At 51.1% G+C, this 22673-nt stretch carries 35 protein-coding genes; 31 read left to right on the top strand and 4 right to left on the bottom strand.

Annotated features, from left to right (window positions below; translation table 11 throughout):
- Positions 1–25 precede the first annotated feature (25 nt).
- Positions 26–934 (bottom strand): NAD(P)-dependent methylenetetrahydromethanopterin dehydrogenase, encoded by a 909-nt coding sequence (locus tag ACH50O_RS11910; protein WP_446808014.1) that lies wholly within the window; start codon positions 932–934, stop codon positions 26–28.
- Positions 935–1020: 86 nt separating this feature from the next.
- Positions 1021–1815 carry an inositol monophosphatase family protein gene (locus ACH50O_RS11905; protein WP_446808013.1) on the bottom strand — a complete coding sequence of 265 codons (795 nt, stop codon included), beginning with the start codon at positions 1813–1815 and terminating at the stop codon, positions 1021–1023.
- 90 nt (positions 1816–1905) lie between these two features.
- Here ACH50O_RS11905 and ACH50O_RS11900 point away from each other — a divergent pair, with 90 nt between their 5' ends.
- The 5 genes from ACH50O_RS11900 to ACH50O_RS11880 all read left to right on the top strand — a co-directional run bounded on the left by ACH50O_RS11900 (position 1906) and on the right by ACH50O_RS11880 (position 5607).
- A complete protein-coding gene (locus tag ACH50O_RS11900; protein WP_446808012.1) occupies positions 1906–2634 on the top strand; it encodes an RNA methyltransferase in 729 nt (242 codons plus the stop codon).
- A gap of 201 nt (positions 2635–2835) precedes the next feature.
- Entirely contained in the window at positions 2836–3567 is a 732-nt protein-coding gene (locus ACH50O_RS11895; protein ID WP_446808011.1) for a methyltransferase domain-containing protein, read from the top strand.
- A 119-nt stretch (positions 3568–3686) separates the two neighbouring features.
- Complete coding sequence (locus tag ACH50O_RS11890; protein WP_446808010.1) at positions 3687–4175, top strand: Fe-S cluster assembly transcription factor; 489 nt, start codon at positions 3687–3689, stop codon at positions 4173–4175.
- A complete protein-coding gene (locus tag ACH50O_RS11885) occupies positions 4172–5272 on the top strand; it encodes a cysteine desulfurase family protein (RefSeq protein ID WP_446808009.1) in 1101 nt (366 codons plus the stop codon). Before ACH50O_RS11890 ends, ACH50O_RS11885 begins: the two co-directional genes overlap by 4 nt.
- A gap of 11 nt (positions 5273–5283) precedes the next feature.
- The gene (locus ACH50O_RS11880) at positions 5284–5607 is read left to right on the top strand and encodes a HesB/IscA family protein (protein WP_446808008.1); all 324 of its coding nucleotides are present in this window, start codon (positions 5284–5286) and stop codon (positions 5605–5607) included.
- Between the two features lie 68 nt (positions 5608–5675).
- On the opposite strand, the gene ACH50O_RS11875 is transcribed toward ACH50O_RS11880, so the two are convergent.
- Positions 5676–5999, bottom strand: coding sequence for an HvfA family oxazolone/thioamide-modified RiPP metallophore (locus tag ACH50O_RS11875; RefSeq protein ID WP_446808007.1), 324 nt, complete (start codon positions 5997–5999; stop codon positions 5676–5678).
- A gap of 197 nt (positions 6000–6196) precedes the next feature.
- Between ACH50O_RS11875 and def the strand changes: the two genes are divergently transcribed.
- The 6 genes from def to tnpA all read left to right on the top strand — a co-directional run bounded on the left by def (position 6197) and on the right by tnpA (position 9904).
- Positions 6197–6724 carry a peptide deformylase gene (def, locus tag ACH50O_RS11870; RefSeq protein ID WP_446808006.1) on the top strand — a complete coding sequence of 176 codons (528 nt, stop codon included), beginning with the start codon at positions 6197–6199 and terminating at the stop codon, positions 6722–6724.
- Positions 6725–6734: 10 nt separating this feature from the next.
- On the top strand, positions 6735–7649 hold the full coding sequence (locus ACH50O_RS11865) for a quinoprotein relay system zinc metallohydrolase 2 (protein WP_446808005.1): 915 nt from the start codon (positions 6735–6737) through the stop codon (positions 7647–7649).
- A 20-nt stretch (positions 7650–7669) separates the two neighbouring features.
- Positions 7670–8503: a quinoprotein dehydrogenase-associated SoxYZ-like carrier gene (locus ACH50O_RS11860; RefSeq protein ID WP_446808004.1), complete on the top strand. Its 834-nt coding sequence runs from the start codon at positions 7670–7672 to the stop codon at positions 8501–8503.
- A complete protein-coding gene (locus ACH50O_RS11855; RefSeq protein ID WP_446808003.1) occupies positions 8503–8841 on the top strand; it encodes a DUF2845 domain-containing protein in 339 nt (112 codons plus the stop codon). Before ACH50O_RS11860 ends, ACH50O_RS11855 begins: the two co-directional genes overlap by 1 nt.
- Before the next feature lie 250 nt (positions 8842–9091).
- Positions 9092–9418, top strand: coding sequence for a DUF5906 domain-containing protein (locus ACH50O_RS11850; protein WP_446808002.1), 327 nt, complete (start codon positions 9092–9094; stop codon positions 9416–9418).
- Between the two features lie 51 nt (positions 9419–9469).
- Entirely contained in the window at positions 9470–9904 is a 435-nt protein-coding gene (gene tnpA / locus ACH50O_RS11845) for an IS200/IS605 family transposase (protein ID WP_446808001.1), read from the top strand.
- A 730-nt stretch (positions 9905–10634) separates the two neighbouring features.
- On the opposite strand, the gene ACH50O_RS11840 is transcribed toward tnpA, so the two are convergent.
- Positions 10635–11393 carry a LexA family transcriptional regulator gene (locus ACH50O_RS11840; protein WP_446808000.1) on the bottom strand — a complete coding sequence of 253 codons (759 nt, stop codon included), beginning with the start codon at positions 11391–11393 and terminating at the stop codon, positions 10635–10637.
- A gap of 114 nt (positions 11394–11507) precedes the next feature.
- Between ACH50O_RS11840 and ACH50O_RS11835 the strand changes: the two genes are divergently transcribed.
- From ACH50O_RS11835 to ACH50O_RS11740, 20 genes are all read left to right on the top strand, one after another.
- Positions 11508–11828, top strand: a complete 321-nt coding sequence (locus ACH50O_RS11835; protein ID WP_446807999.1) for a helix-turn-helix domain-containing protein — start codon at positions 11508–11510, stop codon at positions 11826–11828.
- 14 nt (positions 11829–11842) lie between these two features.
- Positions 11843–12292, top strand: coding sequence for a hypothetical protein (locus tag ACH50O_RS11830; protein WP_446807998.1), 450 nt, complete (start codon positions 11843–11845; stop codon positions 12290–12292).
- Positions 12292–13140 carry a DUF5131 family protein gene (locus tag ACH50O_RS11825; protein ID WP_446807997.1) on the top strand — a complete coding sequence of 283 codons (849 nt, stop codon included), beginning with the start codon at positions 12292–12294 and terminating at the stop codon, positions 13138–13140. The genes ACH50O_RS11830 and ACH50O_RS11825 overlap by 1 nt, the downstream gene beginning before the upstream one ends.
- Positions 13141–13146: 6 nt before the next feature.
- Complete coding sequence (locus ACH50O_RS11820; protein ID WP_446807996.1) at positions 13147–15204, top strand: Mu transposase C-terminal domain-containing protein; 2058 nt, start codon at positions 13147–13149, stop codon at positions 15202–15204.
- Between the two features lie 13 nt (positions 15205–15217).
- On the top strand, positions 15218–15958 hold the full coding sequence (locus ACH50O_RS11815) for an AAA family ATPase (protein ID WP_446807995.1): 741 nt from the start codon (positions 15218–15220) through the stop codon (positions 15956–15958).
- Positions 15955–16410 carry a hypothetical protein gene (locus tag ACH50O_RS11810; RefSeq protein ID WP_446807994.1) on the top strand — a complete coding sequence of 152 codons (456 nt, stop codon included), beginning with the start codon at positions 15955–15957 and terminating at the stop codon, positions 16408–16410. The genes ACH50O_RS11815 and ACH50O_RS11810 overlap by 4 nt, the downstream gene beginning before the upstream one ends.
- Positions 16407–17000, top strand: a complete 594-nt coding sequence (locus tag ACH50O_RS11805; RefSeq protein ID WP_446807993.1) for a hypothetical protein — start codon at positions 16407–16409, stop codon at positions 16998–17000. The genes ACH50O_RS11810 and ACH50O_RS11805 overlap by 4 nt, the downstream gene beginning before the upstream one ends.
- Entirely contained in the window at positions 16990–17316 is a 327-nt protein-coding gene (locus ACH50O_RS11800; RefSeq protein WP_446807992.1) for a hypothetical protein, read from the top strand. Before ACH50O_RS11805 ends, ACH50O_RS11800 begins: the two co-directional genes overlap by 11 nt.
- A gap of 2 nt (positions 17317–17318) precedes the next feature.
- Entirely contained in the window at positions 17319–17546 is a 228-nt protein-coding gene (locus tag ACH50O_RS11795) for a hypothetical protein (protein WP_446807991.1), read from the top strand.
- A 9-nt stretch (positions 17547–17555) separates the two neighbouring features.
- Positions 17556–17783 carry a hypothetical protein gene (locus tag ACH50O_RS11790; protein ID WP_446807990.1) on the top strand — a complete coding sequence of 76 codons (228 nt, stop codon included), beginning with the start codon at positions 17556–17558 and terminating at the stop codon, positions 17781–17783.
- Complete coding sequence (locus ACH50O_RS11785; RefSeq protein ID WP_446807989.1) at positions 17780–18223, top strand: hypothetical protein; 444 nt, start codon at positions 17780–17782, stop codon at positions 18221–18223. The genes ACH50O_RS11790 and ACH50O_RS11785 overlap by 4 nt, the downstream gene beginning before the upstream one ends.
- Positions 18220–19131: a recombination-associated protein RdgC gene (gene rdgC / locus ACH50O_RS11780; RefSeq protein WP_446807988.1), complete on the top strand. Its 912-nt coding sequence runs from the start codon at positions 18220–18222 to the stop codon at positions 19129–19131. The genes ACH50O_RS11785 and rdgC overlap by 4 nt, the downstream gene beginning before the upstream one ends.
- Positions 19128–19817, top strand: a complete 690-nt coding sequence (locus ACH50O_RS11775; protein WP_446807987.1) for a DUF3164 family protein — start codon at positions 19128–19130, stop codon at positions 19815–19817. The genes rdgC and ACH50O_RS11775 overlap by 4 nt, the downstream gene beginning before the upstream one ends.
- Positions 19814–20065, top strand: a complete 252-nt coding sequence (locus tag ACH50O_RS11770; protein WP_446807986.1) for a hypothetical protein — start codon at positions 19814–19816, stop codon at positions 20063–20065. The genes ACH50O_RS11775 and ACH50O_RS11770 overlap by 4 nt, the downstream gene beginning before the upstream one ends.
- Positions 20062–20505, top strand: coding sequence for a gp16 family protein (locus ACH50O_RS11765; RefSeq protein WP_446807985.1), 444 nt, complete (start codon positions 20062–20064; stop codon positions 20503–20505). The genes ACH50O_RS11770 and ACH50O_RS11765 overlap by 4 nt, the downstream gene beginning before the upstream one ends.
- A gap of 14 nt (positions 20506–20519) precedes the next feature.
- Positions 20520–20726, top strand: coding sequence for a hypothetical protein (locus tag ACH50O_RS11760; RefSeq protein ID WP_446807984.1), 207 nt, complete (start codon positions 20520–20522; stop codon positions 20724–20726).
- Between the two features lie 102 nt (positions 20727–20828).
- Positions 20829–21302, top strand: coding sequence for a hypothetical protein (locus ACH50O_RS11755; protein WP_446807983.1), 474 nt, complete (start codon positions 20829–20831; stop codon positions 21300–21302).
- Entirely contained in the window at positions 21289–21810 is a 522-nt protein-coding gene (locus ACH50O_RS11750) for a hypothetical protein (protein ID WP_446807982.1), read from the top strand. The genes ACH50O_RS11755 and ACH50O_RS11750 overlap by 14 nt, the downstream gene beginning before the upstream one ends.
- The gene (locus ACH50O_RS11745) at positions 21807–22205 is read left to right on the top strand and encodes a Mor transcription activator family protein (RefSeq protein ID WP_446807981.1); all 399 of its coding nucleotides are present in this window, start codon (positions 21807–21809) and stop codon (positions 22203–22205) included. The genes ACH50O_RS11750 and ACH50O_RS11745 overlap by 4 nt, the downstream gene beginning before the upstream one ends.
- Positions 22206–22309: 104 nt before the next feature.
- Positions 22310–22660 (top strand): hypothetical protein, encoded by a 351-nt coding sequence (locus ACH50O_RS11740; protein WP_446807980.1) that lies wholly within the window; start codon positions 22310–22312, stop codon positions 22658–22660.
- Positions 22661–22673: the final 13 nt, after the last annotated feature.

Genomic DNA, 22673 nt, shown 5'->3' with positions numbered 1-22673 from the left:
GGCAGACTTAGATGAACTTAGCTGATTATTTAGTCGATTTGATGAACTCGCGAGCGACTTCAAAAGCGTGTTCAAAATGCAAAAATAGCGGTTGATCGCTTTCCAGCATTCTTTTCAGCAGGCGGCTTTGGGCCTGATACTTGATGTTGCCTATTGCCAGTGCGCCAATGCCTACCGCGCCGCTGGTCGATCCTGCGAGCGGTTTGCCGTTATCGAATGCATCAATTCCGGCGATGCCGGCTGGCGGTACTGCGTTGACATCGGCTGCTACTTTTAATTGAGCGGCTTTGGAAATCAAGTCGGCGCTAAGTAATTCAATGCCGGCCGCGCCGGTTGCAAAAACCACGTCGGCGGTTTGCATGTATTCGGCTTTGTCGGCATCGGCACCTGCAAGTACCGTGATTTTGCCATCGCCGAATTCCTCGCTGCACAGCTCCGCGGTACGCTCGGCTTTATCGAGTTGCCTGCCAATGATTCTGACATTGGCTCCGGCTTGGGCGGCAATCACTGCTGCCGCTTGACCGACCGGTCCGGTGCCGCCGAGGGCGATGACGTTTTTACCTGCCAGCGTGGTATCGAATTTTTCAGCCAGTTCTTTTTCGACTGCCGCAACCATGCCAGCCGCAGTAGTAAATGCGCCGCTTGGATCGGCGAACACCGATACTTCAAACGGAGGCACCATAGAGTTTTTCGCCATTTTCAGCATATCCATTGCTTGCTTGGTTTCCCGGCCGCCAATGAAGATGGCGGTGCGCAGCAGGCCTTTGGGGCTGCGGGAGAAAATGGCATCTTGGACCAAGCCTCTGACTTCACTGGGTTCAACGTTGATGTACGGTATCGCTGAAATCCAGCCTGCATCCATCGCCATATTGACGTCGAATGGGCTTAAATTTTTGGCTGTAGTCAGCATGTGCAGGATAAAGGGTTTTTCCATGATGGCCTCTTATAATTTGATTAGCCGGTAAGTATAAAAGAAAAGATAAGGCGATAACAATTCTAGGCCAAATGCAGGGTTGCGCTCTATTTTAGGCGCGCTGGTACATGCGGTTCGATGGCATGATACATAAGCTGGTGCATTTTGGGGTTGCCGACGATGATGTTACCGGATTGCAAGTATTTGTCGTTAAAGGAAAAGTCGGTGGCGACGCCGCCTGCTTCCTGAACCAATAACACGCCTGCCGCGATATCCCATTCCTTAACGCCGATTTCCCAGTAAGCATCAAGTCTGCCGCAGGCAACATACGCCATATCCAGGGCAGCGGCTCCTGCCCGGCGGATGCCTGCGGAGTCCGCGCAAACTGCTTTAAACATGCCTAAATACGGCTCTATGTTTTCCATGGTTTTAAACGGAAAGCCAGTGCCGATAAGGGCTCCGCGCATACTGCTTTGTTTGGTGACCCTTATTTTGCGATTGTTAAGCATGGCGCCGCCACCGCGTTCGGCGGTGAACAGTTCGTCGCGAGTGGGGTCGTAAATTACGCCCAATTCCAGTTTGTTTTTGTTTTTTAGCGCTATAGACACAGCGTATTGCGGAAAGCCGTGTAAAAAATTAGTGGTGCCATCCAGCGGGTCGATGATCCAGGTATATTCGTTACCTTTGTGTTCGCCACTTTCCTCGGCGAGGATCGCATGTTCGGGAAATGCGGCGCGAATGACTTTGATAATTTCTTGCTCGGCAGCCCGATCGACTTCGGAGGCGTAGTCGTTGCGGCTTTTTTGATCGATGGTGAGTTTCTCGATATTTTGGGAGGAGCGTTGGATTAGGTCGCCGGCGTTCCGCGCTGCGCGGACGGCAATATTAAGCATCGGGTGCATAGATCGAATTGAAAATGAGCAGTTAGAAAACTCGGATAGCATAGCAAATTTTGCTAGAATCTCCGCTTTTTTAGGCACTGAGGCCGGGCATTGCTATCGCATTTTAAAGTGGTTTTGGTCGAAACTTCGCATCCCGGCAATATCGGTGCGGTGGCAAGGGCTATGAAAAATATGCGGCTGGAGCAGTTGCGTTTGGTCAGTCCAAAATATTTTCCGCATGCCGATGCCACTGCCAGGGCGTCTGGGGCTGACGATGTCTTACGAACGGCGGTGGTTTTCGATTCACTGGCTGATGCGATTGCCGATTGCCAGATTGTGCTGGGTGCCAGCGCCCGCGACAGAACTATCAGTTGGCCTAATATAACGGCGAGACAAACTGCGGAAAAATGGGTAGGAGCGGTACCCGAGCAAAATATTGCGTTGGTATTTGGGCGTGAAAACTCCGGGTTGAAAAACCATGAGCTGGATTTATGCCATTATTTGCTGCGCATACCCTGTAATACCGAATACAGTTCGTTGAATCTGGCGGCTGCGGTGCAAGTAGTCTGCTACGAATTGTTTGTCGCGTCCGGGCAGGAGATAGTTAGCAATATCGGCGATCTCGGCCAAGAACCCTTGGCAACGGCGGCGCAAATGGAGGCGTTCTATGCGCATCTCCAGCAAACCATGGCCGATATAGGTTTCCTGCATCCCGAGCGCTCTAAATCCATCATGCGTCGCTTGCGTCGTATCTTCAATAGAACTCAGCTAGATACTAAAGAACTGGATATCCTTAGGGGTATCCTGCGCTTCTCGCAAAACCACAACACGATAAAATAGAGAGTCCCGCCGATTCTCGGTGCCGTTTAGGCTTTTTTCCATTTGACGGCAGCTTTTTAGAGTAGATAAATCGGTCCTATCTGAAAAGATAGGGCAATACAAAACCAAATATTGAAAGACTGAGAGGTGTCAGTGCAAAAATAACGAGCTTAAAAACTTCTGGTCGTTTGCGACTCTCGCTACGGATACGGATCATATGTTATGAATGTCAGAGCACTAAAAAATTTTCTAAAACCCTTGCTGAAAACGCCTTTCCATCCCCAATGGATATTAACTAAAGGTAGTCGCAAAACCTGGGAATACATAAGAGCTGTCGGTAGCGATAAGATCGTGCTTGATGTCGGTTGTTTTAACAAGTGGCCTGCTCGCTTACTGCCTACAAATTGCACTTATATTGGTCTGGATTACTATGAAACGGCTACGACTTGGTATCAAACCTCGCCTGATGTTTTTGGCGATGCTTGCAATTTGCCTGTCCAGAATTCAGTTGTGGACGTTGTAATGTTACTAGATGTGATAGAGCATTTACCATCCGCTGATCGAGCTATCCAGGAAATCAGTCGAGTATTGAAACCTGGTGGCTGTTTGATACTGCAAATACCATTTTTATATCCGTTACATGACGAACCTAGGGACTTTATCCGTTTGAGTCATTACGGGGTTGAGGCAGTTACAAAACGGCACGGATTGATGATCGAAAGCTGTCATGCGCAAGGCAGTCCCATCGAAACGGCAGCTTTACTTACAAATATTGCCATCGCAAAAATCGCTTTCGGGTGGATTAACCGAAAAAGTCCGACAACGATTTTTTTGCCATTAGTATCTATGAGTATTTTGCTAATTAATTTGATCGCCAAAGCACTTGCTTCAATCAGCGAGCCTGATGATTTTATGCCATACAGTTATCAAATACTTATAAAAAAGCCTGGATAGACTGCTTAGATAATTGGAATGGCTAGTGGTACATAGTGTATTGGTTGTAAATACTTGACCAAATTACTAGGTTTATTTATAGTCGCATCTATTTTCATTAGTTATTCAAGGGGTTTGACATGCGGCTTACCACAAAAGGGCGTTACGCAGTTACCGCGATGTTGGATTTGGCGTTTCATAGCCAATCCAATCCAGTGACGTTGACCGATATTGCGACGAGGCAAACCATTTCCTTGTCCTATCTGGAACAGTTGTTCGCGCGGCTGCGTAAGGCGGGAATGGTAAAAGGCGTTCGTGGGCCGGGCGGCGGTTATACGCTTAGTCGTGGTGCTAGAGATATTAATATCGCTGAGATCATCGAAGCGGTTGACGAGCCGGTGGATTCAACTAAATGTGGCGGCAAGGCTAATTGTCACAACGACGAACCCTGTCTAACCCATGATTTGTGGATGGGCTTGAGTGAGCAGATCCGCGCCTACTTGAAAGAAATCAGCCTGGGACAACTGCTAGAACGCGATTTTGTTAGTGATGTGGCAAAAAGGCAAAGCAAGCAAGTGGAGCACGTTATCGAAATGCAAAGCCGGCAGGAAAAACGCATAGCTCAATGATCTATCTGGATCACAATGCCACTACTCGTTGCGACGAACGGGTGGTGGAAGCCATGTTGCCATACCTGCATGCGATGTATGGCAATCCCTCCAGTCTCTATAAACTCGGCCGGATTGCCCGCAGCGCAGTAGATACTGCCAGAGAACAGCTGGCGGCCTTGATTGATGCTCAGGCTTCGCAAATCGTGTTTACTAGCGGCGGTACAGAGGCAAATGCCTTGGCTTTAGCAAATGCTCAGGGTTCGCGATTATGGATATCGGCAATAGAGCATCCTTCGATTTTCGAAAACGCCCGTTACAACAGGTTTTTCAATGAACAAACCCTGGAAACCGATGCAAACGGCGTTGTGCCATTGGCATCGGTTGCTGACCGGGATTGGCAAACCGGCGATTTCGTTTCGCTGATGTTGGCCAATAATGAAACTGGTGCCATTCAAAATGTACCGGCAATCGCCGAACTTTTAGTCGAGAAGGGCGTCAAGATACATACCGATGCGGTGCAGGCGCTGGGTAAAATTCAGTTCTCGTTCAAAAAGCTGGGTGTTAAGTTGATGAGTTTGTCCAGCCACAAAATCCATGGACCCAAGGGATGCGGAGCGTTGGTGGTGGCGGAAGATTTTGTGTTAAAGCCCTGGCAACGCGGTGGCGATCAAGAGCATGGTCGGCGGGCGGGGACGGAGAACGTAGCGGCGATTGTGGGTTTTGGCAAAGCCGCCGAGCTGGCTAAAAACGAGATGGCCGAGCGGGCTGCTACGATGCTCAGTCTGCGGAATCGTCTGGAATCGGCATTAAGTGAGATTCCCGGCATGGCGATTTTTGCCGAGCATGTTGACAGATTGCCCAATACCGTACAATTTGGGATTGACGGCGTAAACGGGGAAATGCTGCTGATGCAACTGGATCAGCGCAATATTGCGGTTTCCAGCGGTTCTGCCTGTGCGGCGGGATCAGAGGAAATCAGTCCGGTGTTGGCGGCGATGGGCGTAAATGCTTCGCTAGCCAGAGCTGCGATACGCGTCAGTCTGGGTAAAGATAACCAGGAAACCGAAATCGATCAATTTGTCGATGTCTTAAAAGCATTGATACGTAAAAGTTAGGAGAATCAGCAATGAGTATTACCGTTACCGAGAGCGCGGCTAGACAAATTCAAAAACAGATACAAAAACGTGGTTCAGGCGTGGGCTTGAGGCTTGGCGTTAAAACCTCCGGTTGCTCGGGATATGCATATGTACTGGATTATGCGGATCAAGCCGATGCGGATGATGTAATCTTCGATCAATATGATGTGAAGGTGTTGGTCAAGCAAGCGGATTTGGAAAAGTTGAGCGGTATACAGCTGGATTATGCCAAGGAAGGGTTTAACGAGGCTTTTAAATTCAACAACCCGAATGTCAAGGGAACCTGTGGTTGTGGTGAAAGTTTTTCGGTTTAAAACTTAAGATAGTGCCGGCTTTGTAAGTGGGCAAAGCCGGCTTCGCAAACGCGTGGTTCGACAGCGTTTCAATTACCTTCTTTTTTCTTATCATCCGCGGGTTTATCGCCTGCCGTGGCAGGTTTGTTGCCCGCGCATTTGCCTTCGGTAGCCGCTTTGGCGTCTGTGCTTTTTTTCATGGATGCGCCGCATTTGCCTTCGCCGCAAGCACCGTCTTTCATTTTGTCTGCACCGGTTTGATCCGGTTTGGCTTCCGCAGTCATCATGTAGCCTGAGCTTAGTTCGGAAAGCGCGAACGGATTGTTATCGGCTTGGGCAATATTGCCCGCCAGAGTAGGTAATAGGGAGGCGCCGATCGCAATAGCAAAAGGGGTTCTATTGATTTTTTTCATACTGTCTCCTGTGGAAAAAATAATTGTTGTAATAAGCGGGCTGCAACCTCAAATTGCACTTAATCAGGCATCGGCCTATCGCTAATATCACAAAAAAGCCTAGTAAAGTAAAGGCGGGAAGATTCTGCCGATCGGCAGTATACTGGCGCCCCGGACCATAATTTTTGCAACCTGCCTATCCGAACTTCCTTGTAACCATGACTGAAAAAATACAGATAGCACAATTGGGCGCGGACGTATTGCGGCTGCAGGCGCAGCCTGTTGACGATTTTGCGTGCCCCGAGTTCCATAGTCTAATTGCAAGCTTGCAGGACACGATGTTAGAGGCAGGCGGTGTCGGTATTGCGGCGCCGCAAATAGGTGTTTCCCGGCAAATTCTGATCATCGCGTCGCGGCCCACCTCCCGCTATCCGCATGCGCCGCAAATGTCGCCTATTTTGATGGTCAATCCGCGTTTTGAAGTTCTTGATAACGATATGCGGAAAGACTGGGAAGGTTGTTTGAGCGTGCCGGGCATTCGTGCGTTAGTGCCGCGCTACCTGTCGATCGATGTGGCATATCAAGACCGACATGGCGAATGCTGCAGCTTGGTGCTACAAGGGTTTCCGGCCCGAGTTTTCCAGCACGAGTTCGATCATTTGCAGGGCTTGGTATATCTCGATAGAGTCGAAAATAATCGAGACATCATTTCCGAAGCTGAGTTTTTCAAACGTATTGCTGCGTAGGGGGCATTGCATGAAGTTTGTGTTGTTTTTTGTGGGCATGTTGTTTAGTTACATTAGCTTTGCCTTGCCGCCGTTATCCTTTACCCAGATAGCTCCCGGTATTTATCTGCATACGTCGACCCACCATTGGCCCGATCGGGAAAATCACGGCGAGATCGCTAATATCGGTTTTATTGTCGGCGAAAATTGTGTGGCAGTGATCGATAGCGGCGGCAGTCCGCAGCAGGGCGCGGCGTTGCATGCCACCATTAAACAAGTCACCACTAAGCCGATATGCTACGTCATCAACACGCATGTGCATCCCGATCATATATACGGCAACAAGGCCTTCCAAGGGCCGGGCGTAAAGTTTATCGGACATCATAAGTTGGCGCGAGCCATGGCGACGCGCGGTGAGCATTATCTGGGGCGAGCGGCGGAGTTACTGGATATTCAGGTCAATCAAGATAATATCATTCCGCCCGATGTGGAAGTTAAGGACAGCATCACGTTGAACCTGGGTAATCGGGAATTGGTGTTGACGGCACATCCAAGCGCTCACACCGATAATGATTTAAGCGTTTACGATAAGGCCACGGATACTTTGTGGCTAGCAGACTTACTGTTTTTAGAGCATATTCCGGTTATCGATGGCAGTATCAAAGGCTGGTTGAGCGAATTAAACCGATTGGAAAAAAATAGCTATAAATTGGTGATTCCCGGGCACGGGCGGTTGGTCAAGGATTGGCCGGCAAGTATGCAGCCGCAGAAAGCGTATTTACAGGGATTGGCGACCGAAATTAGAGCCATGATCAAGCAGGGCAAAACTATAGAACAGGCCGTAAATAGCGTAGGCTTGGCGGAAAAAAAGAATTGGCAATTGTATGAACAATTCCATCGCAAAAACGTCACGATCGCGTTTGCTGAGTTGGAATGGGAAGATTAAAAGATTAGGAGAATATCACTATGTTTAAATCGTATAACATCGTTTGTCTGCTGGTTTTGATGGCGTTACCTGCATTTGCAGCAGCAGAAGGCGACGACATTACCTGGAACACTGTATTGAAAAGCCAGTTTTTTGCCGGGAAAAATATAGAAGAATCTAATGCGGTTATAGAGCTGGATGTGCCTTACCGGGCCGAAGATCCGGCGATCGTGCCGCTTAAGGTCGTCAGTAAATTTCCGCAAAGCAAAGGTAAATACATCAAAAAAATTTGGTTGTTTGTCGATAAGAACCCGTTCCCATTCGTCGGAGAATTTGAGTTTTTCCCGGAAAGCGGCAAGGCCGATTTGGCGATGCGCGTGCGCGTTAATACTTACAGCGATATTCGCGCCATTGCAGAAACCAATGACGGCAAATTAAGCATGGCAAAAAAGTTTGTTAAAGCTAGCGGCGGCTGCTCCGCGCCGATTGGTGCCGATCTGGATGAGGCTATGAAACGGCTCGGCAAGGTTAAGTTTCGTCTGGATGACGGCGTTAAGACAGGAGAGCCGGTGTTGACGCAGTTGATGATAAGTCATCCTAACTTGACTGGTATGCAGATGGATCAAATGACCCGGTTTGTCAGAAAATCCCATTTTATTGATCAATTGAAAGTCACGTTTAACGGCAAGCCGGTACTCAATGCCAAAATCGACATAGCGATCAGTGCCGACCCGAATTTTCGCTTCTATTTTGTGCCGGATAAAGCCGGCGAGTTGAAGGCCGAATTTACCGATGTATCCTGCGAATCGCCAATAAGCCGTAATGTGTGCAGTAAAGGTAATAGTTACTCGCAAAGCTATTCGGTAATTCCCTAATGGAGAGGTCTCTCGTTAGAGAGGGCTTGCTGGCGTTGGGTATGCTGGCTTTCGTCAGTGATGCCTTTGCTCTGCGTTGCGGGCATCAATTGGTCCAGATTGGCGCTTACAAGTCCGAAGTGCTGGAAAAATGTGGCGAACCGGATTCTGTAGAGGAGCACAGAGCGGTACGCGGCAGTCGTTTGCGGCACCCTTATGGCGCATTGGAGATCGATCAGTTTGAAGAAGTGTTGATCGAAGAATGGATTTATAACTTTGGGCCACGCAAATTTCAGCAGCTTTTGGAGTTTGAGGACGGTGAGCTGAAAAATGTCCGCAATCTGCATCGCGGGTATTGATCGGGTCCCGGGCGGTTTTGGTGTCCGGGATCACTGTTTACATGGAATTTTAGTTTGTAAGGGAATCGATTTTCATGGCGCTGCCAATGGTGGATAACTTCAAGATCCAGACCGACGTATACTTTGCGGCAAAAAAAATGAACACAAAGACAGCAATAAACAAAATCCCGTTTTCGTTATTGTGCATCGAATTATCGCAAATCCATTGGTCGAAAAGTGAAGTTACGCCCGCGCGATTGCAGTTGAAACATTGACTGAAACCAAACGGCAGGCAGGTGAAGCAACGCCCGACTTGGCTGATTTGGTTGGGGCTAGGCTAGCGGTTTGTTCGGAAACTGAAGACGGCGCTGCATTGGCTGAATCGCTGGTAAAAAGTTTGGTGGGTGGCGATGTGATGAGTGTTCGCAAATTGCACGGCTCACCATTTCAGTTTACACCGCAACTAAAGCTAATGATGTTAGGCAACCACAAGCCCATTATTCACGGCAATGACGATGGAATCTGGCGACGGGTGCGCTTAATTAATGACGGTAAACCCCCGGCTATGCCGGGGGACTCCCAAAGGTTTGACCTATAAGGCGGTCAATCGGATTCTCGGAAACTTGATCAATAGTTTGGAGAATCCGAAATGATAGAGTACCAAAGTCTGAGTCACGCGAGATGGAATTGCAAATATCACGTCATGTTTATTCCGAAACGAAGGCGAAAAGTGATGTTTGGTCAATTGCGTAAGCATTTGGGATCGGTATTCCATGAGTTGGCGAAGCAAAAGGGCTGTGAAATTGTGGAAGGGCATTTGATGGCTGATCATGTTCATATGTGCCTGAGCATCCCGCCCAAATATGCGGTATCGAACGTTGTAGGCTTTATCAAAGGCAAAAGTGCGATATCGATTGCCAGAACATTTAGAGGGAAGACGAAGCACTTCACGGGTGAAAATTTCTGGGCAAGAGGTTTCTTTGTTTCAACGGAGGGTCTGGATGAAGAGATGGTTAGAAATTACATCCGAGAGCAAGAACGTGAAGAGGAACGTTACGAGCAGTTGAGCCTTTGGAAAAGCTGATCGCCTTCAGGCGATTCCGATAATCGGCCCCTTTGAGGGGCTAACAATAATAAGCCCCGGCTTTGCCGGGGGTGATTTAACTCTCCGTTCCGCTTCGATATAGGCTTGGTTTCGGCTCATGGGTGCTCCTGTGGTCGCTGGGCTGCAAGTATCGGACGTGAAACTCTACCTAAAAAATCCTGATTAGCCGCCACCCTTAAAATTACCGCGCCACGAGTCCCGACCACCGACAGCTCCTAAAGTTTGGCGGCCCTGCCATTAACTTTAGTGAGCGCAGGGCGGCATTTGCAACCTCGCCCCTAAGGTTTCACCAATCGCAAATGCTCCCCTGACGCACATTGGTAAACGTTACGAGCGGCGGAAATGAGCCGGTTTGCAGTCGATCCTCAATGCGTGTTCTATGGCGGCTTTTGGCCGGGGTGTGAGCCAAAGAGGACGTAAGTTTGCTTGCCGAAAAGCCGCCATTCGCTGAACTTAGGGATAGAAAATTTTTCCATCATCCTCAGTGGCCGGTTTTGCTCAGACATGAACTCGACAAAACGATTTTTGACTGGCTGTGATTTAGCAGAATGATTGTCAGAAGTGGGATTTGGTGGGATTTGGCGGGATTTGCAGGAATGGCGCGGGTTGCGATGGGATTGGCGAAAAATTAGATTTTGCAGATTTTTAACGCAAATTTAAACGAACCCGGAACTGCGCGACAAATATCGCGCAAAGAATTTCGCAAAAATTAAAGGCTCTTCCCCACCCATACGACGCGGCCAATAATCTGTTGATGCTCGTTGTTCTCGTTGTCCAGCGCAAAAGCCTCATACGCTGAATTATCAGAGATAACTTTGAGTTTTTGGCCTGTCACGCGTTGAATGCGCTTTATTAATAAGCTGCCATCCAGCCTCAAGCAGTAAATACCGTCTTCAATCACGTGAGTTTGCGAACGATCCAGCATCGCCACGTCTTTTTTATGCAGCAACGGCTCCATCGAATCGCCGGTGACGTTGATCAGACAGCAATCATCGGGGTTTAAGCCCATCTCACCGCGCAGCCACTCTTGTTTAAATGGCAGCCTATCGATGACTTGCTCATTGTCAATCAAAGCCCCGTGTCCAGCGCTGGCATAAACATCATAAAGTGGAATGTAGCAGTAAGCGTCTGAATCGGGCGAGGATTTGACACGCCCAGCAACATGATAATGATTTGATTTGTCGGTTATCCCATCAGGCTTGCGCATTGGGCCTTCGTCCGTAGCAAGCCAGTCGAGCGAATGCCCGGAGACGGCGCATAGCCTAGCCAAAACAACGAAAGGCGCTTGAACCTCATCCCGAATATATCGCTGAAGCGAATCAGTCGATACGCCCGCCACAGATGCCGCAGTTTTTCTATCCCCAATCGCCTCGCAAACGACAGATATTCTAGTTCCGAGTTTGGGCATAGAACTCGGAACTAACTCGGAACTTTTGTTCGCTGCTTTTTCTTCAGTTCCTAGTTCCATAAATACTTGATTCTCATAGATAAATAGAAAATATTCTTTGTTTAGTCAAATCTTCTAACTCGGAACTAGAAAAAGTTCTTTACACGGCTAGAATATTTGCGTATCGTTTAAACCATGGACAAGTTAAACAGCACAAAAAAAGCCAGCCTTGAAGACTGGCATCCGGCCGACATAGTCGCTTCGTTGCGGAAGGCAGGATGGAGTTTGCGGAAGCTATCAGTCAGTCATGGCTTAGCCCCTGGCACACTCAAAGTTGCATTGTCTTTGCCGTATCCAAACGGCGAAAGATTGATCGCGCAGGCGCTAAAGCTAAACCCATGGCAGATATGGCCGAGCCGGTACGACCGGAGCGGAAAACCCAACAGGGGGCGGCGTCCACGTTATTTGTTGCGCCAGTCTAGTGAAGTTAACGCCCCCTTGCAATGTAAAAGTTAACGCCCCGTTTAAACATGAAGGACGTCAAAGACACACAAACATTAGACATCTTTTCGATACCGGAGGCGCATATCAGCGAGCCAGGCGAATGCAGTTACAGCCGCGAGGTTGCGGAGATTGTGGGGTTGATGCTGGCCGAATCCGGCTATTCAGACCGGTATGCGATCAGCGCCGACATATCAAGGCTCAGCGGTAAGGATGTGAGCAAACACATGCTGGACGCCTACGCCAGTCCGGCCAGAGTCGAGCATTCATTGCCGTTTTGGTTGGGACCGGTTTTGGAAGAGGTGTGCGGATCGCACGAATTAACGAACTGGTTAGTCGCCAAGCGCGGCGGCCGGGTCGCCTACGGCAAGGATGCCTTGAAACAAGAGCTGGGCAAGCTGGTATCGCTGAAAAATCAAGCGATGAAGGACTTGAACAGCCGGATTAAACATATAGAAGCATTGTTGGGGAGTGAGTGATGAGCGATAAAACCGGTATTGAATGGACCGAAGCAACCTGGAACCCGGTTACGGGATGCACCAAGGTTAGCCAAGGCTGCAAGCATTGCTACGCGGAACGCGATTGGGGTCGGATGGCAAAAGTGCCGGCTTATATTGGGCGCAAATTCACCGATGTTAGATGGCATTACGATAGGCTTGAAATTCCTTCGCGCTGGAAAAAGCCGCGCCTGATTTTTGTCAATTCGATGTCCGACTTATTCCATGAATCGGTGCCGTTCGATTTTATTCTGCAAGTTTTTGAAGTGATGATCGAAGCGGATTGGCACACCTATCAGATTTTGACCAAAAGACCGGAACGAATGCTGGAGTTTGTTAACTGGTGCTGCAGTGAGATTCCGGACTTTATTTGGATAGGCGTCTCCGTCGAAGACCAAGCCACCGCTGACGAACGCATTCCACTGCTATTACAAACACCGGCAGCTGTGCGGTGGATTAGTGCTGAGCCGTTGCTTGGGCCTGTTGATCTGAGATTTACAAACGGACTGGTACACGGCTGCGATGCCGCAGATTATTTGCTTGACTGGGTAGTCGTCGGCGGCGAATCCGGGCCGAATGCGCGCCCGATGCATCCCGACTGGGCGCGTAGCTTGCGCGACCAATGCGCCGCCGCCGAAGTGCCTTTCTTGTTTAAGCAATGGGGAATGTGGACTACACCGGAGTCTGCAACTAGCTCTCCGTTTTTTAAGACGATGAACGCCGTGAAAGGAAATATTGTTTTTGATGGACAACGAATGATTGCCGCATCAAAAAATATAACAGGACGCCTGCTCGACGGCGTTGAGCACAACGGTTATCCAACCGTTTAAGACGCCATGACCACCGAACACTTCTACACCGCCAAACAACTCGCCGGCCTGCCTGATATGCCAGGAACCGAGCGGGGTGTAAACAAAGCGGCGGCGCGTGATAACTGGCCCCATCGCCAACGCGAAGGACGCGGCGGCGGTCGCGAATATGCGGCTTCTGCATTACCCAAGGCCACGCAAAAAGCACTGCAAGCCCAGCGCGAACAAGATACAGCCAAGGCGGTTTTACAACCGGCAGCGATACAGTTGCCGGCGATTACCTTAAAAGAATACGACATCCGCGACTGGCAGCGCACACAGCGCGACGCTCGCGACGGCGTCTGCCAGGCCATCACACGCTTGATGGAAAACGGCATTAGCATGGAAAAAGCTTACAAATTGCTGCTAGGCCAATCGCTGGCCGCCGGCCCGGATAGCCACGAATACAAAATGTTAGAGCGTGCCAAGGATGCTCGCGGCCTGAAACGTGCCGTGGGCGATATCGACTTCCCTTCCCTGCGCAGTATTCAGCGTTGGATGGAAGCTGGCGATTTGACCCCAAAAGCGCGCAAAAAAGATACGGCGATACCCGCCTGGGCGGGTGATTTTCTGGCTTGCTATCAGCAGCCGCAAAAACCCAGCGTGGAAGAAGCGTATGGCGAGCTGTGCAAGCATTATGGAAACCGGGATAAGCCGAGCGTGCACCAAGTACGCCGTTTCTTGAGCAAACTGCCGGCCATCGTCCGCGAAAAAGGCCGGATGGGATCGCGGGAAATCAAAAACATTAAGCCCTTCGTGCGCCGTACCTTCGAAGAGCTGTGGCCGAATGACGTGTGGAGCGCCGACGGTCACACCTTCGACGCCGAAGTGCAGCACCCGCTACATGGGCGACCATTCCGGCCAGAGATTACCAGCATTATCGATATCGGCACCCGCAAAATCGTCGGGTTTTCGGTGGGTTTGGCCGAGTCGGCCTTATCGACAGTGGATGCCTTGCGGCACGCGATAACCACCCACGGCGATTTGGCGATTTTTTACGTGGATAACGGCTCTGGCTTCGATAACGAAATGTTGACCGACGAGGGCGTGGGCTTGTTAAGCCGGTTTGGCGCTACCGTGAAACATTCTCTGCCGTACAACTCGCAAGCGCGCGGCGTCGTCGAACGGCTGCATCGCTCAGTGTGGGTGCCGGCCGCCAAAACGCTACCTAGTTATATCGGTGCGGACATGGACCGGGAAGCTAAGCAACTGAATTACAAACTGACCCGCACCGGCGACAAAGATGGCGTAGTGCGCATGCCGATCAGCTGGCAAAACTTTATTAAATTGTGTGAAGACGCTATCGAAGCCTACAACCAGCGCAGCCATAGCGGTTTGCCCAAGTTCGTGGACGAAAACGGCAAGCGCCGCCACTACAGCCCCGCCGAATACTGGCGGCACCGGGTGGAAAGCATCGAGGGCTTTAACGCCGATATCGTTAAACCGGAAGTAGCGGAAATGCTGTTTAAACCCCGCATCAAACGCACCGTGGCACGTGGCGAAGTGCAGTTGTTCAACAACAAGTATTTCAGCCAAGAATTGGCGATGTACCACGGCGAAGAGTTGCAGGTGGCGTATGACATTCACGACCCTGATTTCGTGTGGCTTTACAACGCCGAGGGCCAGTTTATTTGCAAAGCGGAATGGGGCGGCAATGAAAAGGCTTATTTTGCGCAGCCTGTCATCGAACTGGCCCGCGAGAACCGCTCCACAGGCCGTTTGAAACGGGCGGAAGCCCATATGGAGGAAATCATTGCGGAACGCGACACGCGACCAGCGCTGGAAGCCATCCCGGTTAACGAACTGCCCGGCATGGAAATCATCGCCAAGAAAATAGAAGAGAAAGTATCCACCAGGATGGCTGTCACCATCCCGGAAGACCCCCGCGAGCGCCATTTGTTCTGGCGCGAGTGGACCCAAAAATCTGCAAACGGGACGGCAATCCCGGATGAATTGCAGATGTTTATGAGCAGCTACCCAACGACCGCCAAATATAAGTCCTGGGAAGCGTATTACAACGCCGGCCGCGATTCCGCCACCGGTTAACTACGGAGACAAAATGATAGCAGAAATCAACAGCCCCGGTATCGCGCATATCGGCAACATGATGCAGTGCCAGACCGCGTTGGAGCGCGCCATCGAGCGCAACGCCAACTTGCCGGGCATGGTGTGTTTTTACGGCCCCAGCGGCTGGGGCAAATCGCTGAGCAGCAACTACTTGTGCAACCAGATGCGCGGCTATTACATACAAGTCAAAAGCATCTGGAGCAAGAAAGTCATCCTGCAAAAAATCCTGGGTGAAATGGGCATCAAGCCGGCGCAAACCACAGGCGAAATGTTAGACCAAGTGTGTGACCAGCTGAGCGCCAGCCAACGGCCTTTGGTGATTGATGAGATGGACCACGTGGTGGATAAAAAAGCCGTCGAACTGGTCCGCGACATCTATGAGGGATCGCAAGCGCCGATCCTGATCATCGGCGAGGAAAACCTACCGCAAAAGCTGAAAAAGTGGGAGCGCTTCCACGGCCGCATCCTGGCCTTTGTGCCCGCGCTGCCTGTCGATCTGGAAGACGCGCGGCGATTGTCCAGCGTCTACGCGCCGGGTATCGAATGCGCAGACGAACTGTTGCGCAAGCTGGTGGCGGATAGTCACGGCTCGGTAAGACGGGTTTGCGTCAATCTGGATCAAATCCGCGAAGCCGCTGCCGAGCACGGCGCGAAAGGCATCGATCTGGGTTGGTGCAAAGCTCACAACGTCACGTTTTACAGCGGCGAAGCGCCGAAGCGGAGGGTGGTGTGAAAGACCATAAAGATGTCGAAGAGCAAGCCATCATGGTGGCAAGGCAACTCATCAGCTACTCCGAGTGCGCAACAGAACAAGACAAGGCCAATGTATTGATGAAACTAGTTAGCGTCTGCGGCGTGGAAATGTGCCGAACTGTCGGGTTTTCTGAAGCGATTACAAGGATGCAAGGCACCACGGACTTTATTGCCAATTTGCCGGCTCGCGCTGGAATAAAGGCAGATGTAACAGATGTAGTGGAAAAAATCACTTGGGTACCAGTTTCTGACCGATTGCCAGACGATGACATGGCTGTATTGATATGCCATCCAACATTGAACGAACCGGTATGGCTCGGCGTTCATACTCAAGGGAAATGGAAACTTCTATCTACATTGGGTGATTTTTTGAATCCCGGCATAGTTATACATTGGGCTGAACTGCCAGTAGGTATCGAGGTGGGAGTATGAGCCACGGACGAAAACCCGCGCACCTGGAATTCAAAGGCGGCAAGTCGCCGCGCCAGTTGATTTGGGAAAAGATCAGGGAGTTAAAGCGCTTCGAATTCAGCGATTTGGTAGGCAATTTGCCAGGCACGATTCATCGGGATACCACTCGCGGTTATGTCAAAGCATTGGTGCTTGGAGAGTTTCTCGCAAGGGTTTCTGATGATGTCGCATTGGTCGATTACGAGCTAATCAAAGACAACGGCGTAGAAGCCCCGCGCGTGCGCAGGGATGGCACACCGGTAGACATGGGCCGCAAACAGGAAAACCTGTGGCGCACCCTGCGCACTATCGGCCGGCCGGTACGCTTGTTCGAACTGTCGGCGCTGGCCGCGACGGAGGCGCACCCCATATCGCCGGCTTTCGCCAATGACTATGCCCGCAACCTGCACCATGCCGGCTATCTGAGCAAAACCGAAGATAAATACCAGCTGATCCCCAGCAAAAACACCGGCCCGCGCCCGCCCATGATTCAGCGCATCAAGCAGGTATATGACCCCAACCTGGGCAAAGTAGTCTGGTCGGAAACCAAAGGAGACGACGATGAGCGATAGCCTGCAACGCCTGAAACAAGCGGTCGACGACAGCAGCATCACCAAGGTCGCGGACAAGATCGGCGTTAAACGCTGCACGTTATCGCAAGTTGTAAACGGCAAGTATGGCGTGAATAAAAACCGCCCAAATGGTGCGAATCCCAAGAATATTCTGGAGAAGTTCGAAACCGCTTACGGCGGCGTGGAATGCCCGCACCTGGCGCAAACCTTAACCCACGAGCAATGCCGCGACTACGCCACCAAGCGCCGACCCAGCAACCCGCTTGGCCTGCAACACTGGCGCGCCTGCCAAAACTGCCCGCACAGAGGAGCTTAATTATGACTCACGTGATTATCAGCCTAGACGATCAGCCAGACGGCAGCGTCAGCATCAAAACCCTGGCCCATCCCGCGCGAATCGGCGATCCGCTAACCAAAACGCCCGCTACCGAGCTGGGGGATTTTCTGCAAAAAGCGATTGAAGCTTGGCGTAGCACCCAAGACATGAACATGCAGCAAGCTGCCGCGTTTGTGCAATCCGTTACAACCAAACCAACCATCAATTGAGGGGGCGATATGGCAAAACAACCCAATCAGATCATCGTCAATGTGTCGTTCGATACCGGCTATCCCGCCTATTTGCAACGCCTGAATGCCTCGCAAAAAGAGTGCATCGCCGATTTGCGCCAGCAACTGAGTCAAGCGTCAGATAACAAATGGTCTTGGCGTGTCGCGGCCATCGGGCTGGGCATCGCCTGCGTGCTCATGTGGTTTAACTGGCCGGCGCCGGTGTGTGTGATATGAGCACGCGCGTAAAAGGCTATATCACCCAAAAGCAAGCCGCCGAACGGCTGGGTGTAAACAAAGATGCGCTGAGCAAAGCCATGCCCTATCTCGCCGGGTTTCCGGAAAAAGAGCAAAGGGGCAAGGCGCGGTTGTATCTGGAAAAAGCCGTGATGAACTGGGCAAAAGATCGGGACGTGCCGCAACTCGTTAAAGCCGCGGTCGCGATCAGTCGCGGCGGCAAAGCGGCTTTGTTGCATACGTTTAACGCCAATTGCCGGCGCTTTATTACCGGTCAATTTGCAGCGGCCGAGCAACGCAATCAAATCGAGCTGAAAAAGCTGGTCGCCCGGCAATGCCGCAAACCCGTGCGGCGAGTCGTGACCATCATCCCGGATTGGACGCAAGATCAGCGCGGCAACGAAATACCCCAAACCAAAATCATAGAGAGGACAGTATGAGCCTGATTAAAAACGCTATTACCTACAAATGCGACCTGCCGGCAGCGGCCACGCTGGATAAGCACCTTGCCGAGCATCCCTTCCGCGAACTGGGCGAAGCTGAGTTTTCCATAGCCGGCTTTGTGCCGGTTAAGGATGATCGCTACGTGTTTCCGTTTCCGGATGGCTACTGCTTTCGGTTGCGGTTTGACGAAAAGATACTGCCTAATACGGTCATCAAACAAGAAACCAACAGACGCGTAGCCGAGATAGAGGCAGAGCGCGGAGGCAAAACGCCGATTAGAGAATGGCTGCGTATTCGAGACGATGTTTATAACGACCTAGTTAAAAAAGCATTGATCCAAACCCGCCATATCACCGCCTTTTACCGGCCCAAAGACCGGCTATTGGTAGCCAATACCGCCAGCAAATCACTGGCGGATGTATTGAGCAATCGCTTGGTCCACGCCGTTGGCAGCATCAAGGCCACGACTATCTATATCAGCGGCATTAGCAACGGCCTCACTTCCAAGCTGCATAGCTATCTAAACGGCAGTGAAGGCTTGGCCGGGTTTGAAATCGGCGGTGTCTGCAAGCTCAAAGGTGAAAAAGGTACCGCTATATCCGTTAAGGCCCATGAAATCCATGAGTCCAAAGATGGCCTGTTAGAAGCCTTGATGCAAGGTTACAAAGTCACCGAGCTGGAGATCGGCAACGACGACGTGCATTTTCGCTTGAACGAAAAGTTCATCAAAAAAGGCATCTTTTTCAATTTCAAAGAAGAAGACGAATACAACGGCGACGACGATATCGACCAATTTCAACACGACGCATCCTGCGAAATGCTCTGGCTAGCCAACGCCTGCCAGCAGCTGTTGACCTTGTTTGAATACAAAGAACCCGTTGCCGATCAGGAGAAAGCCGCATGAACGATTTAGCCCTAGAAGCATTATCAGAACAGCAGCTGGAAGACTTGCTGGCCGCTAAGCGCAAAAAAAAGCAGGAAACACGGGATACCTACCAGAAAATCACGGAGGAAACCGTCGTCAGCGCATGCAAGCAGCTGGCCGGTATTTCTGTTGTTTTGGCGCAAGCGAAGCGGGATGTCTTTTCATCGTTTAAAGCTGTGCTCCAACTGAAAGAAGACGTGTTCGGCATTAAGGAAAAGCAGCGCAGCCACACGTTTACGACCGATAAATACAGCATCACCATCGGCTACCGCGTCAACGATGGCTGGGACGATACGGTAACGTCCGGCGTCGCCAAGGTTAATAAATTCATTCAGTCCCTGGCGAGAGACGACAACTCGGCAGCCTTGGTGGAGACAGTGTTTAACCTGTTGAAGAAAGATGCCAACGGCAATTTGCGAGCGAATCGGGTCATCGAGCTGCAAAAGCTCACCAGCAAATTTAACGATGCCGAGTTTACCGATGGCGTTTCAATCATCATGAATGCCTACAAGCCGGTACGGTCGTGCTGGTTTATCGATGCATTCTCGTTCAACGATGCCGGCGAAAAAGTCAACATCCCGCTATCGATATCGGCGGCGGATTTTCCGGAGGATTTTGATCTGAGCTTTTTCGCTAAGCCTGTGCAGGCGGGCGGTGCGGCATGAGTTACTGGGCCCTAACAAATCATCCCGAAAAAGGTGTGTTGCCAAGTCTACGGGAATCTGAGTACACGATAAGTCAATGCACGACTACAGAACGTATCGTCGAATTGCGCAATGCCGCCAAACAACATGTTGAGCAGGCGAAGGCATCAACCCGTTACGAAGAGTATTTTAGCCTTCGTCAAAAGGCGCGCCGGCTTGTCGATCAAGCCGATCAGTTGCAACTCGGTTTGCAAGGTGGTGAGGCATGAGCGCTCAACCACACGTCCACACCAACCCTAAACACCAAGCCCGGCGTAATGCCGCCATTGGCAAAATTCATATTGGCAAAGAACAGTTGGGCATGGATGACGAGACTTATCGCGCCATGCTGTTGACCCAAGGCGGCGTGAAATCCAGCAAGGATTTAACTAACGAGGGCTTGAACAAGGTGCTGCGACACCTGGAAAAAGCCGGCGCCGTGTTTACCACCAAGAAAAAGCACGGTCGCAAGCCCAACAACCTGCCCAGCGGCTCCGACCGCAACGCCAAGCTGAGCAAGATAGAAGCGCTATTGGCGGAAGCCAAACGGCCGTGGGAATACGCCCACGCCATGGCTAAACGCATGTACAAAAAAGATGCCCTGGAGTTTTGCGACCACCACGAGCTGACCGGCATTATTGCGGCGCTGGTGAAGAATGCTAAGCGGTAAGGTGGGAGGACTGAATGAATTTAAGTAAGCATGCAATTGCAGAATTAAGACACATAAAAGAATTCCCGGTACCAACTTGCTCCATTAATCCCGGCGTAGCCTCCAAATTGATTAGAGAGGGGCTTGCAATAAGTGTGATGTTGAAAAGCCCATTTAAATCACATAAGGGCGGTGATTGTCCTCATCTGCAAATCACCGATGCTGGAAGGGGAATGGTATGAGTCTGGTATTAGCAATTCTGGTCTACTGGTTGATACACGATATCAAGGGCTGGGAGTTTGCCTCTGGGTTGGCGTTCGCCTGGGTAATTCAGGAGGTAGTGCGTGCAGCTCAATAGATGCCCCGTCTGCCACACCCGCATTAGCCTGGACGCGATGGCACAGGACGAAGCTGGCCGCGAATTGCTGGGCATCCTCGCCAAGCTGGACGGTGAAACCGGCTTTGCGCTAGTGGGCTACTTGGGCTTGTTCCGCTCCCATACCCGCGATCTTGCAAGCGATAGAGCTTTGCGCCTTGCTAAAGAAACGCTAGCGCTGTCCGAATCGCTGCCGGCGCTGGCCGAGGCCATGCGTATCACCGTCGAGCAAATTCGCGCCAAGGGTGGCGATCCGTTGAGCAATCACAACTATCTGCGCAAAGTGTTGGGGGATTGCCACGGGTTTAAAACCGATATCGGCGCGGGTCAAGCTGTTAAGGACCACATCGACGGCTTAACGGTTTATGGCTCCAACAAAAAAACCAGCAAAACCGCGCAAGCCTTGCAATCGTTGGAGGACTTTGGCAATGGACGCGCTTAATCACGCAGATGACGAAACCGATTGGTTACGGCAAGCCATCGCCAAAGGGCTTAGCGGCTTGCTGGTCCTGCATCTTGAAGGCGGGCCGAGCGCTGAGACGGTGGCAAAAACCGCCGGCGTCTGGTTTTACGTGATGTGCTCTTGGCCTATCAAGTGGCACGAAGAGCTAGACCGACCCCGGTTGCGAGCAGCGTTTACCGCGCTGGCTAGCCAGTCACGCCGCTGGCCCAGCCCGTCTGAACTGCGAGCGTTGCTACCGTCGCGCGTTTATCCGGACGACCAACTGCCGGCGCCGGAATACCCGGAAGCCAAAGCCGCAGCCAACCGCGCCAAGATCAAGTTTTTACTGGGTGCGACATTTGAGCTGCGGGACTTGAAAGACGACTTTGCCAAGCTGGAAGCCAAGCACCAACAAGCGCCCAGCGAAAACAGCCTGGAAGCTCTGACCGACCTGCAAATCAAAATCGATACCTTGCAAACTCAAATACAGGAGGCACAACAGCCATGAACACCCCGCTGCCCAAACACCTGCTGCCCGATAGCCTGTTGCAAATCGCCGAGTATTGCGGCGAGGAAACCATGTGGCTGATCTGGCGGGCCTACGGCGGCGGGCATTTAACCGTGCCGGTAAACGTTACGCCCGATCACCGCCTGGCCGAATTGCTGGGCATGGAATTGGCCGCCAAGTTTTGCGAGATGTTTGGCGGGGCCACGGTGTATCAAATCCCCAAAGCCCACGCGGCCATGCTGGCGATGCGTAACGAGCGCATCCGTCACGACCGCAGCAACGGCATGGATAACTTTCGTTTGTGCCGCAAATATGGCCTAACTGAGAGGCAAATCATCACCATCGTTGGCCAGGTCACACCAGCCGCAATTAATTTCGATTTATTCGAGGATTAAATGTTTTTTTACCAACCGGAGACATCCCCTATGAGCACCAAAGACATCATCAACACCCTACAAGTAACCCGCTATACTTCGGCGATTTTAACCAAGGAGCACGTATGAAAAGCACATTGATAGTCGCGTCACTCTGTTTTGCATTGCTGGGATGCACGACGAATATGCGATACCCAAACTGGGAATATGTTCGTCTGGAAGAAAAAACCCCGGAAAACTGCGTCTATAAAATGCAGGAAGCCTGCGCAAAGCCAGGTTTGCAGTGTTACGACTGGTACAAACAGCGCGCCACTACATTTGGCGCCAATACGGTAGTGATTGGTCAAATTTCCAAAGATGAGAAGGCATCAAGCTCAGTTCTGACGGGCAATTATCAGCGTACCGTCGAGGGAAGCATGTTAGCCGAGTATTATTTTTGCACGGGCGAAAAGAATATTTTGCCGCCGAAAAACTAGGCATTGCGCTGAA

Source organism: Methylomonas sp. 2BW1-5-20, assembly GCF_052474515.1.
The sequence above is the reverse complement of the archived record's forward strand: the minus strand, read 5'-3'. Positions and strand labels throughout refer to the sequence as shown.

What these genes read in the sequence shown, in the direction of transcription:
- ACH50O_RS11750 (WP_446807982.1), top strand. Translation starts at nt 21,289, where the DNA reads ATGGACGCGCTTAATCACGCAGATGACGAAACCGATTGGTTACGGCAA.
- ACH50O_RS11860 (WP_446808004.1), top strand. Translation starts at nt 7,670, where the DNA reads ATGTTTAAATCGTATAACATCGTTTGTCTGCTGGTTTTGATGGCGTTA.
- ACH50O_RS11880 (WP_446808008.1), top strand. Translation starts at nt 5,284, where the DNA reads ATGAGTATTACCGTTACCGAGAGCGCGGCTAGACAAATTCAAAAACAG.
- ACH50O_RS11740 (WP_446807980.1), top strand. Translation starts at nt 22,310, where the DNA reads ATGAAAAGCACATTGATAGTCGCGTCACTCTGTTTTGCATTGCTGGGA.
- ACH50O_RS11795 (WP_446807991.1), top strand. Translation starts at nt 17,319, where the DNA reads ATGACTCACGTGATTATCAGCCTAGACGATCAGCCAGACGGCAGCGTC.
- ACH50O_RS11890 (WP_446808010.1), top strand. Translation starts at nt 3,687, where the DNA reads ATGCGGCTTACCACAAAAGGGCGTTACGCAGTTACCGCGATGTTGGAT.
- ACH50O_RS11905 (WP_446808013.1), bottom strand. Translation starts at nt 1,815, where the DNA reads ATGCACCCGATGCTTAATATTGCCGTCCGCGCAGCGCGGAACGCCGGC.
- ACH50O_RS11815 (WP_446807995.1), top strand. Translation starts at nt 15,218, where the DNA reads ATGATAGCAGAAATCAACAGCCCCGGTATCGCGCATATCGGCAACATG.
- ACH50O_RS11855 (WP_446808003.1), top strand. Translation starts at nt 8,503, where the DNA reads ATGGAGAGGTCTCTCGTTAGAGAGGGCTTGCTGGCGTTGGGTATGCTG.
- ACH50O_RS11835 (WP_446807999.1), top strand. Translation starts at nt 11,508, where the DNA reads ATGGACAAGTTAAACAGCACAAAAAAAGCCAGCCTTGAAGACTGGCAT.
- ACH50O_RS11910 (WP_446808014.1), bottom strand. Translation starts at nt 934, where the DNA reads ATGGAAAAACCCTTTATCCTGCACATGCTGACTACAGCCAAAAATTTA.
- tnpA (WP_446808001.1), top strand. Translation starts at nt 9,470, where the DNA reads ATGATAGAGTACCAAAGTCTGAGTCACGCGAGATGGAATTGCAAATAT.
- ACH50O_RS11770 (WP_446807986.1), top strand. Translation starts at nt 19,814, where the DNA reads ATGAGTTACTGGGCCCTAACAAATCATCCCGAAAAAGGTGTGTTGCCA.
- ACH50O_RS11865 (WP_446808005.1), top strand. Translation starts at nt 6,735, where the DNA reads ATGAAGTTTGTGTTGTTTTTTGTGGGCATGTTGTTTAGTTACATTAGC.
- ACH50O_RS11765 (WP_446807985.1), top strand. Translation starts at nt 20,062, where the DNA reads ATGAGCGCTCAACCACACGTCCACACCAACCCTAAACACCAAGCCCGG.
- ACH50O_RS11825 (WP_446807997.1), top strand. Translation starts at nt 12,292, where the DNA reads ATGAGCGATAAAACCGGTATTGAATGGACCGAAGCAACCTGGAACCCG.
- ACH50O_RS11805 (WP_446807993.1), top strand. Translation starts at nt 16,407, where the DNA reads ATGAGCCACGGACGAAAACCCGCGCACCTGGAATTCAAAGGCGGCAAG.
- ACH50O_RS11840 (WP_446808000.1), bottom strand. Translation starts at nt 11,393, where the DNA reads ATGGAACTAGGAACTGAAGAAAAAGCAGCGAACAAAAGTTCCGAGTTA.
- ACH50O_RS11745 (WP_446807981.1), top strand. Translation starts at nt 21,807, where the DNA reads ATGAACACCCCGCTGCCCAAACACCTGCTGCCCGATAGCCTGTTGCAA.
- ACH50O_RS11760 (WP_446807984.1), top strand. Translation starts at nt 20,520, where the DNA reads ATGAATTTAAGTAAGCATGCAATTGCAGAATTAAGACACATAAAAGAA.
- rdgC (WP_446807988.1), top strand. Translation starts at nt 18,220, where the DNA reads ATGAGCCTGATTAAAAACGCTATTACCTACAAATGCGACCTGCCGGCA.
- ACH50O_RS11875 (WP_446808007.1), bottom strand. Translation starts at nt 5,999, where the DNA reads ATGAAAAAAATCAATAGAACCCCTTTTGCTATTGCGATCGGCGCCTCC.
- ACH50O_RS11830 (WP_446807998.1), top strand. Translation starts at nt 11,843, where the DNA reads ATGAAGGACGTCAAAGACACACAAACATTAGACATCTTTTCGATACCG.
- ACH50O_RS11820 (WP_446807996.1), top strand. Translation starts at nt 13,147, where the DNA reads ATGACCACCGAACACTTCTACACCGCCAAACAACTCGCCGGCCTGCCT.
- ACH50O_RS11895 (WP_446808011.1), top strand. Translation starts at nt 2,836, where the DNA reads ATGAATGTCAGAGCACTAAAAAATTTTCTAAAACCCTTGCTGAAAACG.
- def (WP_446808006.1), top strand. Translation starts at nt 6,197, where the DNA reads ATGACTGAAAAAATACAGATAGCACAATTGGGCGCGGACGTATTGCGG.
- ACH50O_RS11785 (WP_446807989.1), top strand. Translation starts at nt 17,780, where the DNA reads ATGAGCACGCGCGTAAAAGGCTATATCACCCAAAAGCAAGCCGCCGAA.
- ACH50O_RS11885 (WP_446808009.1), top strand. Translation starts at nt 4,172, where the DNA reads ATGATCTATCTGGATCACAATGCCACTACTCGTTGCGACGAACGGGTG.
- ACH50O_RS11790 (WP_446807990.1), top strand. Translation starts at nt 17,556, where the DNA reads ATGGCAAAACAACCCAATCAGATCATCGTCAATGTGTCGTTCGATACC.
- ACH50O_RS11775 (WP_446807987.1), top strand. Translation starts at nt 19,128, where the DNA reads ATGAACGATTTAGCCCTAGAAGCATTATCAGAACAGCAGCTGGAAGAC.
- ACH50O_RS11800 (WP_446807992.1), top strand. Translation starts at nt 16,990, where the DNA reads ATGAGCGATAGCCTGCAACGCCTGAAACAAGCGGTCGACGACAGCAGC.